Origin of the sequence: uncultured Maribacter sp., from assembly GCF_963977385.1 — a bacterium.
Taxonomy (GTDB): Bacteria; Bacteroidota; Bacteroidia; order Flavobacteriales; family Flavobacteriaceae; genus Maribacter.
Map to the genome: position 1 here is coordinate 74,266 of NZ_CAXBOU010000013.1, position 12,376 is coordinate 86,641.

The following is a 12,376-nucleotide window of genomic DNA, read 5'->3' on the forward strand; positions in this document are numbered from 1 at the left end:
CAATTTTTATTTGGTTGCTAATTCAACATCTTCTTCAAACGAACCTAAATAGTCTGTAACACTCCAAGATAATTTGTACCCATTGGTTAAAATTTCAATACCGTTGATTAGTTCCGGATTAATTTTAAATTCAAACGCATTTTCAGTTTTCAATAACTCACTTATCGTTTTTTGTATTGAACTATGTTGATTGGCAGATAAGGCAAAAGCACTTTGTACCAATATGGGTTTTCCTCCTTTTAAAGCTTCTGAGAATTTTGATTTCTCATCAGCCTTTAGTTCATTTATTCTTTGTATAAAAACCTCAACAGTTTGTTGCTCTAAACTAACAGATGAAAGGTCTTTTAATGTTTTTCTTGCAATGTCAAGAACTTCATCCTTTAACCTTTTAGCTACGTTATCATTTTTGGTAGCTTGATCCTCGGTAAACGCTTTTTCTAATTTATCCTTGAGCTCATTGGCTTCTTTTCTTGCATTTTCTTTTAGCGTATCACCTTCCTCTTTAGCTTCTGACGCAGCCTTTTGCATTAATTCATCCTTTTTTTTATCGAAAATTTCGTTTTTATGGATGAATTCATCTTTAGCTTGGTCTGCCTCTTTTTTCTGAGATTCAGCATCCAAAAGTTGCTTCTTTATATTCGTTTCCCGTTCATCTATAGCCGATAAAATGGGTTGATAAAGAAAACGTTTCAATAACCACATTAACACCAAAAAATTGATGATCTGTGCTATTACAGTAAACCAGTCTATTTTCATATTTAAATTATTATGCGATGAAATGGTTCCAGAAAGGATTAGCAAAAATTAAAATCATTGAAATCACAAAACAATAAATTGCCAATGATTCCAACATCGCCAGACCAACAAACAGCGTACGCGTAACTGTCTGGCTTGCGTCTGGTTGTTGAGCCATAGAGCTTAAAGCAGTTGAAATAGATTTACCTTGACCAAGAGCCGGAATCATACAGCCAATTCCTGTTGTTAACCCGGCAGTAATGATTGACACCATTGCTATTATTGTAGTATTATCCATAGTATTAAATTTTATTTTTATATCAGTTTTAGTTTAAATTTTGAATTGAGATTTCCTTTTTACCTATTTAGTATCTGCTACCACTAAATTTTTATGATTCACCTGCTTCTTATCTGCTTCTTCTGTTGCAGCAGCTATATAAACCGTTGCTAAAATGCTAAATATATAAGCCTGTATAATTCCCGTAATAAGTCCCAATACGGTCATTAACACCGGAAAGAACAATGGTGCTATACTTAAGAGAATAGTTACAATTAGCCCACCACTCATAATATTACCAAACAGACGAACTGCCAATGCCAACGTTCGCGAAATTTCACTGATTATATTAAAAGGTAGCATAATGAATGTGGGCTCTATAAATGTTTTTAAATATTGAAGAACACCATTTTCTGCAATGCCGAAAATAGGCGTTGCCAGAAAAACACATAGCGCCAAAGCTGCTGTTGTAGATAATGAACTTGTAGGAGGTTCATAACCAGGAAAAATGATACACAAATTTGCAAAAGCAATAAAAATGAACAAGGTTCCTATAAAACCAAGAAATTTTTCTGATTTCTTTAATCCAACTTCTTTTATCTGTTGGTTCATACCGGTTACGAGCATTTCTAAAATACACTGCCACCTAGAGATCTTTAAATCTGTTCGCAGTTTTCTCGTTACCAAAACGGACACAAGTACCAATACAAACATTAATACCCAAGTGGTAACCAATGTAAGGTTGATGGTTATAAAGCCATTTTGCCAAAAAATCGTTTCGTCAGGACTTAGTTCCATCTTAATACTCTTTTTCTAGTTCTATTGGTCTCATCTCTTTGGTTTTGGTCATACGAATCACAATAAACCGAGCTATTATAAAGCCCAAAAGACAAATCAACATATACTTTAAATTATGTTGACCCATATAATAAAAGCCCAATAGCGTAGTGCCTACTCGTATAAACAAACTCCCTATATACCAAAGCGCAGGATTTTTTGAATCAAGCATTTTCTTTGAAGTAAACCAAAGTCCTCCAAAAAACATGAGTCCTAAGCAAGAGCCGCCCAACAGTACCAATAAAGTCATAAGTAAATCATTCATCTTTTTTATTTTTATGTTCGTGCATTGATTTATTTTCTTTGTCTATCCACTGCCAAGCAAGCGCACAGCCAACAAATAGACCCGCTAGCAATAAGGTTAGTGTCCAAGAAAAAGTCTGCGGATATCTACGATCTAACCATACCCCCAAAACAGCACCTAATACGGTTGGTACTGCAACAGACCAACCCACCATTCCAAAAGTTCCAAAGCCTCTCCATTCGCTTCTTTTCTCTTCATTCCTGGCAGATAACATTTGCTTTTCTTTATTATCAACTTCTTCTAAAAAGCCTTTTTCCCTTATCTTATCATCGGTGTTTTTACTCATGATTGACGAAGTTTTTTAATACCGTGAATAAATTCACTTTCTAATTTGGCAACAGCCTTTCTCACATCTCTTTCTTCTTCATCTAAATCTATAAACTGGCTTTCTACCGCACTTCTAAGTTTTCCTAAATCTGCCCCTGCAATTGCATTGCGAACAGATATTTCTACAAAACCGTCCCTCTTTGTTAGTATACCTTCGTCCATGGCTACAAAGTATTCTTGACCTTCCTTCGTCTCATAAGTCAAAATACCAGGGACCAGCGCAGCTACACAATCTAACCTATGGGGCAAAAACCCATACGAACCGGCATTGGTATCTACTACAATACGCAACACCCCAGAAATTTTTAAGAATATCTTAAACGGAAGTAAAATATGTAGTTCCATTACTTTTAGTTTTAAGTTTAGACTTTAGCCACCACTTTATCAGTAGTGCTTGCATTCTCTTTGTCAGGTTTATTTTCTGCTGTCTTTTCCTTTTTCTTCGGTTCTTTTTTAGATTTTTCTATGGCTTCATCAATAGTACCCACCATATAGAAAGCACTCTCCGGTAAATCTTTAAATTCATCTTTAAGAATACGTTCGCAACCGTCAAGAGCTTCTTCTAGTTTTACTCCTTTCCCCTTAAGACCGCTAAACTGTTCTGTGGTAAAGAAAGGTTGTGTAAAAAATCGTTCTAAGCGTCTAGCTCGGTTTACAATAGCGCGATCCGCTACAGAAAGCTGTTCTAAACCTAACATAGCTATGATATCTTTTAGCTCTTCATATTGAGCCAATGTTTGCTTTATTTTTTGTAGAAGATGATAGTGGCGTTCGCCAATAACCCCTGGTGTTGCCATTTTGGAACTTGATTGCAATAGATCTATTGCTGGAAAAAGTCCCTCACCAGCTCTTTTTCTAGATAAAGTTATTGATGCCGAGAGGTGAGAAAATGTATGTACCGCAGCAGGATCCGTAAGATCATCTGCAGGAACATAAACTGCCTGTATACTGGTAATTGCCCCTGTATCTGTATTGGCAATACGCTCTTCTAATTTTGAAAGTTCGGTACCTAAAGTTGGTTGATAACCTAATCTTGATGGCATTTGCCCCATAAGACCAGAAACTTCCATTCCTGCTTGAATAAAACGAAACACATTATCAATAAGCAAAAGCACATCGCGGTGCTCCTCGTCCCTAAAATATTCGGCCATAGTTAAAGCAGCATGCCCTACCCTAAAACGTGCTCCGGGCGGTTCATTCATTTGCCCAAACATCATCACCATATCTTTCAATACATCTGCCTTTTTCATATCATGGTATAACTCATGCCCTTCGCGGCAACGTTCACCAATACCGCAAAACATACTTACACCTTGGTGGTATCCTACCATATTATGAATCATCTCAGTAAGCAACACGGTTTTACCAACACCCGCACCACCAAACAACCCTGCATTACCACCATGCTGTAAAGGAATCATAACATCAATAGCCTTTATTCCGGTTTCAAAAATTTCAGATTTTGTAGATCGTTTTGACAACGGTGGCGGCAATTGGTGCACACTATTTCGTTTCATTTCGGGTAACGCATCTCCATGATCAATAGTATTCCCAAAGACATCGAACATGCGACCCATTATCTCTTTGCCTATAGGAACGGATAACTCTCCTCCATCTGTTTCGGCTATCATACCCCTAGCCAATCCCTGAGTTGGAGTTAAGGCTATACCTCTAATCCTATGGTCATCTAATTGTGATAAAACTTCAATAGCAATGGCATTGTCAGGCCCTGTGTGTATTAAGGTATTAATTGATGGTAGATTCTTATCGAACCAAATATCTACCACACTTCCACGTACGGCAACCACTTTACCCTTATTTAAATTACCGTAATTAGATTTTAAGGTCGTTGCCATACTACTGTTCTTGTAAATGAAGTAGTAAAAGTATTGCGTTGGGGTACCAATGGGAATGACCTAGGTCATGGTAATTTTTTTTCTTTTATGACCTAGGTCATTTCCGTTGGCAAGGAAACATCGGAGATTCGTAATCTGATATCTTGGTCGGGAACGGCCTTTTAAACATATAGCAATGAAAAATTACATACGTCATTTTAACGAAATTGATATTAACGATGTACCAGTTGTAGGAGGAAAAAATGCTTCATTAGGAGAAATGTTTCAAAATCTAACCTCTAAGGGAGTCCAGATTCCTGATGGCTTTGCAACTACGGCCGAAGCGTACTGGCATTTTTTACAAGAAGTGCATATACAGGATGAGATTTTCAGCCTTTTGGCAAAATTGGATACCAAAGAATTTTCAAATTTAAAGGAAATTGGAGCTGCTGTTAGAAATACTATTCTAGAAACAGAAATACCTGAAGATATTCAAGATTCCATTAGAGAGGGTTACGACGCACTATCCAAAAAATATAAAGGCGATATTTCATTAGCGGTACGAAGTAGCGCTACCGCAGAAGATTTACCAACCGCCAGTTTTGCAGGCCAACAAGAAAGTTATTTGAACGTAAAAGGGAAAGATGAACTTATTGACGCTTGTAAAAGATGTTATGCATCGCTATTTACAGATCGTGCAATTAAATATAGGGAAGACAACGGTTTTGACCATACCAAAGTAGCACTCTCCATTGGTATACAAATGATGGTACGTTCAGATTTAGCAGCTTCTGGGGTAAACTTCACCTTAGATCCTGATACAGGTTTCGATCAAGTTGTAATGGTCTCTAGCATATATGGTCTTGGAGAGAATATAGTACAGGGCAGCATTAATCCAGATGATTATTTTGTCTTTAAACCCAGCTTAAAAAATGGTGTTGAGCAGCCAATTGTATCTAGACGTTTGGGGAGCAAAGAAAAAACCATGGTCTATGATAAATCAGGAAGCGGTATAGTTAACCTTGATACTCCCAAAGAGAAACAAGAACAATTTGTACTGACAGATGCAGAGGTTATAAAACTGGCTCAATGGTCATTGATTATTGAAGATCATTACGAACGCCCTATGGATATTGAATGGGCAAAAGACGGACAAACGAATGAGCTCTTTATTGTTCAAGCAAGACCTGAAACCGTACAGAACGCCAAGAAAAATAAGCTAAAAATAAATACCTATAAGCTATTAAAAAAAGGGAAGGAAATTACCCACGGAATGGGCTTGGGCAACAAAATAGCATCTGGTAAAGCACGTATTTTACATAGCCCAGAAGAATCTGACAAACTGCAAGCAGGTGAAATATTGGTTACTGAACGTACAAGTCCAGATTGGGACCCTATTCTTAAAAAAGCAGCAGGTATTATTACCGACCAAGGGGGCCGAACTAGTCACGCGGCAATCGTTGCCCGTGAAGTAGGTGCAGCTGCAATAGTAGGCAGCAACAACGCTACACAAGTAATTAAAGACGGACAAGAAATCACCATTTCTTGCGCAGATGGCGATACAGGTGTTGTTTACGATGGTCTTTTGGAATGGAACGAAACCGAAGTGGACCTTTCAACCCTTGCAAAACCAAAAACGCAACCTATGCTCATTCTGGCAGATCCAGATCAAGCATTTAAATTCTCTTTCTACCCTTCTGAAGGCGTTGGATTGATGAGAATGGAGTTTGTCATCAACAATGCCATTCAAATTCACCCTATGGCTTTGAAGCATTTTGATACGTTGAAAGATCAAGCGGTTAAGGATAAAATTCAAAAATTAACACATCACTACCCTGACAAGTCAGATTATTTTGTACACAAACTTGCTGAAGGTATTGGTACTATAGCCGCAGCCTTTTATCCAAAAGACGTTATCGTTCGTACCAGTGATTTTAAAACCAACGAATATGCCAGCTTAATAGGCGGTACCGAGTTTGAACCCGTAGAATCAAACCCAATGCTAGGTTTTAGGGGCGCTTCTAGATACTACAATCCTAAATACCAAGAAGCTTTTGCATTAGAATGTAAAGCAATCAAAAGAGTACGGGAAACTATGGGGTTGACCAACGTAAAAGTTATGATTCCATTCTGCCGTACACTAAAAGAAGCTGCTAAGATTATAGAAGTTTTAGAAAAAAACGGCTTGAAACGAGGTGAAAATGGACTTCAACTTTATATGATGACCGAAATACCTAATAACATTATTCTAGCAGAACAATTTGCTGAATTCTTTGACGGATTTTCAATTGGCTCAAACGATTTAACACAATTAACCTTAGGTGTAGATAGAGATTCTGAATTGTTGAGTGACATCTTTGACATCAATGATATAGGAGTTAAAAAAATGATTGCAATGGTCATTGAATCCGCTCATAAGACCAACACTAAAATTGGACTTTGTGGCCAGGCACCAAGTGATTATCCTGAGTTTGCCCAATTTCTTGTAGAGAAAGGCATCAACTCCGTATCCTTTAATCCTGATGCATTGATTTCAGGTATTAAAAACATTAATAAAGCCGAAAAAAATAAGGCCACATTTGGTATGGCAGAAAGCAGCAATTAATAAGAGAATCGATACATAAACGTTCAAAATCATATTAAAATTGACCAAGGCTACTGCTATTTTGTTAGCTTCAATTTAATTGATAACACTTTAGAAATTAAAAATGAAAATAGCAATATTCAACGTTCATAATTGGGAAAAAGATTATTTACAAAGTGCTAATAATGACAAGCATACCCTTAAAATGTTAGACACTTACCTGACTTTGGATACGGTAGACTTGGCCAAAGGCTGTGATGCTATATGCATTTTTACAGAAGACAATGCATCTGCCCCAATCTTAGATAGGTTACACGAACTTGGCGTAAAGTATGTAGCCTTGCGTTCGGCCGGTTTTAATAATATAGATGTGGCGCATGCAAAAAAATTGGGTATCCGTATGGCGCGGGTACCCGAATATTCGCCCTATGCCATTGCCGAGTTTACAGTAGGTGTCATGCTTGCTCTTAACCGAAAATTGGTCAGGACCCATTACCGGATTATGGAAATGAATTTTTCGTTGAACGGTCTGGTTGGTTTTGATATGAATGGCAAAACGGTGGGTATCATAGGCATAGGTAAAATTGGTCGTGTAGTAGCTAAGATTTTACACGGGTTCGGTTGCAAACTATTGCTTTATGACATAGTTGAAGACAAATCGTTGGTAGAAAAATATGAAGCCACTTACACCGATTTAGATACTTTGTGTAAGCAATCTGATATCATCACCTTACATGCGCCTCTAAATGCAAAGACACATCATCTTATTGATGAGGCTAGAATTGCAGAAATGAAAAAAGGAGTTATGTTGATTAATGCTGGCCGCGGTGGATTAGTAAAAACTACAGATGTTATAAATGCGCTTAAATCTGGTCAAATAGGTTACTTCGGGATGGATGTTTATGAGGAGGAAAAGGGACTCTATTTTGAAGACCATTCCGAAGATATCCTTCAAGATGATTCTATGGCGCGTTTAATGACACTTAGAAATGTATTGATCAGTAGCCACCAGGCATTTTTGACAGATACCGCCCTAAATAATATTTCACAAATTACCTTTAACAATCTGGAATGTATGGAAAAAGGAGATACTTGTGATAACGAAATAAAATAAGTCAAGTATGGGGAAATTAATATTGGTCAGGCATGGTAAAAGTCTATGGAACGTAAAAAATGTTTTTACAGGATGGACGGATATTGATTTGGCACCGGAAGGAATGGATGAGGCAAAAAAAGCCGGAGAACTTATCAAATCAAATCTTATTGATATTGATATTTGTTTTTCCTCTTATTTAAAAAGAGCCATTAGAACAGCGTGGATTTTATTAGAGACCGCAGAGATGATGCACGTAGACTGCAAGTATAGCTGGAAGTTGAACGAAAGACATTATGGTGATTGGCAAGGAAAGAATAAAGATGAAGTATTAAAAGAGGTAGGAGAAGAATATTTTTTAAGTGTTCGAAGAGGTTATGATACCCCACCCCCTAGTCTAACAATATATGATAAACGAAATCCTGAATATGATTCTAACTATAAAGCTATAGAAACCTCTGTGTTACCTTTGGCAGAATCATTAAAAGATACTTCAAAAAGAGTAGTAAATTACTTTTTTGAAGCTATTGCTCCAGAACTTGCCAAAGGAAAGACCGTATTAATATCTGCACACGGAAATTCATTACGAGCACTTATAGAGTACTTAGAACATATTTCAATTGACGACATTGCTAATGTAGAAGTAGCTACAGGCATTCCACATTTGTATGAGTTTGATGACAAATTGAACGTTGTAGAACATTACCAATTAAAATAGGCCGAAAACACCTAAAAACTTTAGAAATGGCTCGTATAATAACACTTACCGTAAACCCAGCAGTTGATAAGAGTACCACTGTAGATAGGATTGCCGCTGACACCAAATTACGGTGTACCGAACCGACATTTGATGCCGGTGGTGGTGGAATAAACGTATCTAGAGCCGTTCATAAACTAGGTGGTTCATCACTTTGCAGCTACTTTGCCGGAGGTCCTTCGGGTACGTATTTAAAACAACTTTTAGATGAGCAACATATAGACCAATCTGTAACCCCAATTGAGGGATGGACACGTGAAAACCTTGCGGTAACTGATACGAGTACAAATCAACAATACCGATTTGGAATGCCAGGGCCAGTTGTAAAAGAGGCAGAATGGCAAAACGCACTTAAACAATTAGAACTTCAACTTCAAAAAGGAGATTATCTGGTAGCTAGTGGAAAATTACCTCCCAATATACCAGACGATTTTTATGTAAAAGTAAGCCTAGTAGCTGAAAAGAAAGAAGCCCTGTTTATACTTGATACCTCAGGTGAAGCACTTATGAAAGCCGCTCAATCAAAAATTTATATGCTAAAACCTAACTTGGCAGAATTAGGTGTATTGTGTGAGACTAACTCCATAACCGAATTAGACTTGAAATCATTGGCAACCCAATTTTTAGAGAATCATGATTGCGAAATTCTTGTTGTCTCTTTGGGGCCAAAAGGTGCTTTACTCGCTACTAAAAAAGAAATAGTGCAAGTACCTGCTCCTGTAGTACACCAAAAAAGCACGATTGGTGCAGGCGATAGTATGGTAGCCGGTATGGTCATGAGCCTTATATGGGGAAGATCATTAAGTGACATGGTTAGTTACGGCGTGGCATGCGGAACAGCGGCCACAATGCACCATGGCACGCAACTCTGTATTAAAGAAGATGCAGACAAACTTTACGATTGGATAAAAAAACAAAAGTCCATTTTAGAAACAAAATAAAAAACAAGCAATGGAACTTGAAAAATATTTAAAAGAAGAAACTTCATATTTGCTAGATCATGAATGTAGAACCATTTCCAAAGATAAAATTCACTTACCAGGTCCTGATTTTACGGATCGGATTATGGCTTCATCTGATAGATCTAACCGAGTTTTAGGAAGTCTACAACAACTATTTAACCACGGAAGACTTTCAGGCACAGGCCATCTTTCGCTGTTACCCGTAGATCAAGGAGTAGAACATTCAGCAGGTGCAAGTTTTGCACCAAACCCCGAATATTTTGACCCTGAGAATATTGTAAAACTTGCCATCGAAGGTGGGTGTAATGCCGTTGCATCAACACTAGGGGTACTCGGGTCAGTTTCTAGAAAATACGCTCATAAAATTCCTTTTTTGGTGAAATTAAACCATAATGAATTACTATCGTATCCAAACACTTTTGATCAAATCTATTTTGCACAAGTAGAACAGGCTTGGAATATGGGTGCGGTAGCTGTAGGAGCCACCATTTACTTTGGCTCTCCAGAATCTGATAGACAAATACGGGAGACAAGTAAAGCATTTAAACGCGCACATGAATTGGGCATGGCAACAGTTCTTTGGTGTTACCTTCGTAATGATGCATTTAAAAAGGATAAAGACTATTCTGTTAGTGCCGATTTGACCGGGCAAGCCAATCACCTTGGGGTAACTATCGAAGCCGATATAATAAAACAAAAACAACCTAGTAATAATGGCGGTTTTCTTGCCCTAGAAAATTTCGGAAAAACTAGTGATCTTGTCTATAGCAAGCTTACTACCGACCATCCTATTGATCTGACCAGATACCAAGTCGCAAATTGCTATATGGGAAGAGCTGGACTTATAAATTCAGGTGGGGCTTCAGGAGATGATGATTTTTCTGCAGCAGCACGTACTGCTGTAATCAACAAAAGAGCTGGTGGCATGGGATTAATTACAGGTAGAAAGGCTTTCCAAAGACCTATGAAAGAAGGTATTAAACTATTAAACCTTATTCAAGATATTTATTTGGACCCTTCAATTACAATAGCTTAAAAGAAAAGATTATGAAAATGACAGCAGGACTTTCATTCCCTATAGCTCATGAGCCATTAATTCCTTTGGCAGTGGGTTCCAAAAAAAAATTAGGTCACAAAGATGGGCATGTACTCGCAGGTGATGTAGGAGGAACTAAAACAAATCTTGCGCTTTTCGAATTCAAGAATGGCCACCTTTTACTAGTCAAACAAAACTCCTACAAAACAAAAGATTATACCTCCTTACTTGAAATCATAAAAGATTTTGAAATAGAAGAAATGACCAAGATAGATAGTATATGTTTTGGTGTGGCTGGCCCCATTACTAAAGGAAAAGTTCACGGTACTAATTTTCCTTGGGTTATTGATACAGAAGAACTTATTAAAGCCCTTCATCTTAAATCCATTTTTTTGATAAATGACATGCAAGCTAATGCCTATGGCTTGGCCGCAATTGATGAAAAAGATTTAGACCCCTTAAAATATGGTTCAAAAATTGAAGGTAATGCCGTAATTATTTCACCTGGCACAGGCTTGGGAGAAGCTGGTATGTATTGGGATGGTTCAGCATATCACCCGTTTGCCACAGAAGGAGGTCATTGTGACTTTAGCCCTAGAAACGATTTTGACTTTGAAATCTGGAAATACTTTCAGCAAAAATATGGCCATGTAAGTTGGGAACGTTTATTGTCAGGACAAGGGATACGAGATACTTATCAACTAATAAGAAATGTTAGTGGCGAAAAAGAAACCGACGATTTTAAAGCTAAAATGGCCAAAGAAGATCCTGCTGCTGTTATTACCAAAACTGCATTAGAAGGTTCAGATATAGTTTGTAGAGAAACTTTAGATTTATTTGTTCGGTTTTTAGCCATCGAAACTGCACAACTTGCTTTGAAGTTTAAGGCAACCGGGGGTATTTATATTGGTGGTGGTATTATGCCAAAAATTATTAAAGGAATGAACCGTGATGTATTTACCGATAACTTTATGCAGTCTGGGCGTTTGAACTCGCTTTTACAAATGGTCCCTGTAAACGTTATTCTCAATGATAACACAGCCTTATTAGGGGCAGCTTATTATGCTGCAATGTTAATTGATTAAAGCCGAAGCTATTTGAATTAAAAAAGACAATAGGTCTTGAATCATAGTAATTCAAGACCTATTGTCTTTTAATAAGCATCAATACTTGTATTATACTTACCTGAAATTATAACTTATCGACTTCAACATCATATTCAATGACTTTGAAGAGTTGTCTTCTATTTTTCCTAGTATTCTCGACAAATTGAGCAATGTCTTCTTCTAGTTCTTTATGTTCTTCCCTAAATGCTTTTTGATCTTGATTTTCAGACTTATCAATTATTACTGATAGATCTGACAAATGCTTATCAACACGCTTTAATAAATCATCACAATCTCTTGTATCTTTAAGAATATTTTCGCCTGCTCTTCGTATATTCTCCAAATTAACCTGTGCCGTTATCCATAAAAAATATTTATCCTCTAAATGGCGCAAGAATTTAAGGTCATCTTTATAAAATAAAAGGTCAGATTTCCAATGTTCTGTCAAAACATATAGTTCTTGCCAGTTTCCATTCTCAATAAAATTACCCTTAGGCCTACTTCTGAAATTTTCCATGTCCCC

The 12,376-nt window shown here is 37.3% G+C and carries 14 protein-coding genes; 6 read left to right on the top strand and 8 right to left on the bottom strand.

Going from position 1 to position 12,376, the window contains the following annotated elements; translation table 11 throughout:
* Positions 1-6: 6 nt before the first annotated feature.
* The 7 genes from AAC084_RS13980 to atpD form a co-directional block, all read right to left on the bottom strand.
* Complete coding sequence (locus tag AAC084_RS13980) at positions 7-756, bottom strand: hypothetical protein (RefSeq protein WP_339840831.1); 750 nt, start codon at positions 754-756, stop codon at positions 7-9.
* 10 nt (positions 757-766) lie between these two features.
* Entirely contained in the window at positions 767-1,033 is a 267-nt protein-coding gene (locus AAC084_RS13985) for a F0F1 ATP synthase subunit C (protein WP_165748493.1), read from the bottom strand.
* A gap of 63 nt (positions 1,034-1,096) precedes the next feature.
* On the bottom strand, positions 1,097-1,810 hold the full coding sequence (locus AAC084_RS13990; protein ID WP_339840832.1) for a F0F1 ATP synthase subunit A: 714 nt from the start codon (positions 1,808-1,810) through the stop codon (positions 1,097-1,099).
* A gap of 1 nt (position 1,811) precedes the next feature.
* On the bottom strand, positions 1,812-2,114 hold the full coding sequence (locus tag AAC084_RS13995; RefSeq protein WP_339840833.1) for an ATP synthase subunit I: 303 nt from the start codon (positions 2,112-2,114) through the stop codon (positions 1,812-1,814).
* On the bottom strand, positions 2,107-2,439 hold the full coding sequence (locus AAC084_RS14000; protein ID WP_339840834.1) for an AtpZ/AtpI family protein: 333 nt from the start codon (positions 2,437-2,439) through the stop codon (positions 2,107-2,109). The genes AAC084_RS13995 and AAC084_RS14000 overlap by 8 nt, the downstream gene beginning before the upstream one ends.
* Positions 2,436-2,825, bottom strand: a complete 390-nt coding sequence (locus AAC084_RS14005; RefSeq protein ID WP_339840835.1) for a F0F1 ATP synthase subunit epsilon — start codon at positions 2,823-2,825, stop codon at positions 2,436-2,438. The genes AAC084_RS14000 and AAC084_RS14005 overlap by 4 nt, the downstream gene beginning before the upstream one ends.
* Before the next feature lie 17 nt (positions 2,826-2,842).
* The gene (gene atpD, locus AAC084_RS14010; protein ID WP_339840836.1) at positions 2,843-4,336 is read right to left on the bottom strand and encodes a F0F1 ATP synthase subunit beta; all 1,494 of its coding nucleotides are present in this window, start codon (positions 4,334-4,336) and stop codon (positions 2,843-2,845) included.
* Positions 4,337-4,511: 175 nt separating this feature from the next.
* Here atpD and ppsA point away from each other — a divergent pair, with 175 nt between their 5' ends.
* From ppsA to glk, 6 genes are all read left to right on the top strand, one after another.
* Entirely contained in the window at positions 4,512-6,920 is a 2,409-nt protein-coding gene (ppsA, locus tag AAC084_RS14015) for a phosphoenolpyruvate synthase (protein WP_339840837.1), read from the top strand.
* 103 nt (positions 6,921-7,023) lie between these two features.
* Entirely contained in the window at positions 7,024-8,013 is a 990-nt protein-coding gene (locus AAC084_RS14020) for a 2-hydroxyacid dehydrogenase (RefSeq protein ID WP_339840838.1), read from the top strand.
* Positions 8,014-8,020: 7 nt separating this feature from the next.
* The gene (locus tag AAC084_RS14025) at positions 8,021-8,710 is read left to right on the top strand and encodes a 2,3-bisphosphoglycerate-dependent phosphoglycerate mutase (protein ID WP_339840840.1); all 690 of its coding nucleotides are present in this window, start codon (positions 8,021-8,023) and stop codon (positions 8,708-8,710) included.
* Between the two features lie 26 nt (positions 8,711-8,736).
* Positions 8,737-9,690, top strand: coding sequence for a 1-phosphofructokinase family hexose kinase (locus AAC084_RS14030; protein ID WP_339840841.1), 954 nt, complete (start codon positions 8,737-8,739; stop codon positions 9,688-9,690).
* 10 nt (positions 9,691-9,700) lie between these two features.
* A complete protein-coding gene (locus tag AAC084_RS14035) occupies positions 9,701-10,747 on the top strand; it encodes a class I fructose-bisphosphate aldolase (RefSeq protein ID WP_339840842.1) in 1,047 nt (348 codons plus the stop codon).
* An 11-nt stretch (positions 10,748-10,758) separates the two neighbouring features.
* Positions 10,759-11,832 (top strand): glucokinase, encoded by a 1,074-nt coding sequence (gene glk / locus AAC084_RS14040; protein WP_339840843.1) that lies wholly within the window; start codon positions 10,759-10,761, stop codon positions 11,830-11,832.
* Between the two features lie 106 nt (positions 11,833-11,938).
* On the opposite strand, the gene AAC084_RS14045 is transcribed toward glk, so the two are convergent.
* A complete protein-coding gene (locus AAC084_RS14045; protein WP_339840845.1) occupies positions 11,939-12,370 on the bottom strand; it encodes a hypothetical protein in 432 nt (143 codons plus the stop codon).
* Positions 12,371-12,376 lie beyond the last annotated feature (6 nt).

Coding starts and splice junctions, on each gene's coding strand:
- AAC084_RS14025 (WP_339840840.1), top strand. CDS start 8,021: ATGGGGAAATTAATATTGGTCAGGCATGGTAAAAGTCTATGGAACGTA.
- atpD (WP_339840836.1), bottom strand. CDS start 4,336: ATGGCAACGACCTTAAAATCTAATTACGGTAATTTAAATAAGGGTAAA.
- AAC084_RS14020 (WP_339840838.1), top strand. CDS start 7,024: ATGAAAATAGCAATATTCAACGTTCATAATTGGGAAAAAGATTATTTA.
- AAC084_RS14035 (WP_339840842.1), top strand. CDS start 9,701: ATGGAACTTGAAAAATATTTAAAAGAAGAAACTTCATATTTGCTAGAT.
- AAC084_RS14005 (WP_339840835.1), bottom strand. CDS start 2,825: ATGGAACTACATATTTTACTTCCGTTTAAGATATTCTTAAAAATTTCT.
- ppsA (WP_339840837.1), top strand. CDS start 4,512: ATGAAAAATTACATACGTCATTTTAACGAAATTGATATTAACGATGTA.
- glk (WP_339840843.1), top strand. CDS start 10,759: ATGAAAATGACAGCAGGACTTTCATTCCCTATAGCTCATGAGCCATTA.
- AAC084_RS14000 (WP_339840834.1), bottom strand. CDS start 2,439: ATGAGTAAAAACACCGATGATAAGATAAGGGAAAAAGGCTTTTTAGAA.
- AAC084_RS13995 (WP_339840833.1), bottom strand. CDS start 2,114: ATGAATGATTTACTTATGACTTTATTGGTACTGTTGGGCGGCTCTTGC.
- AAC084_RS14045 (WP_339840845.1), bottom strand. CDS start 12,370: ATGGAAAATTTCAGAAGTAGGCCTAAGGGTAATTTTATTGAGAATGGA.
- AAC084_RS13985 (WP_165748493.1), bottom strand. CDS start 1,033: ATGGATAATACTACAATAATAGCAATGGTGTCAATCATTACTGCCGGG.
- AAC084_RS14030 (WP_339840841.1), top strand. CDS start 8,737: ATGGCTCGTATAATAACACTTACCGTAAACCCAGCAGTTGATAAGAGT.
- AAC084_RS13990 (WP_339840832.1), bottom strand. CDS start 1,810: ATGGAACTAAGTCCTGACGAAACGATTTTTTGGCAAAATGGCTTTATA.
- AAC084_RS13980 (WP_339840831.1), bottom strand. CDS start 756: ATGAAAATAGACTGGTTTACTGTAATAGCACAGATCATCAATTTTTTG.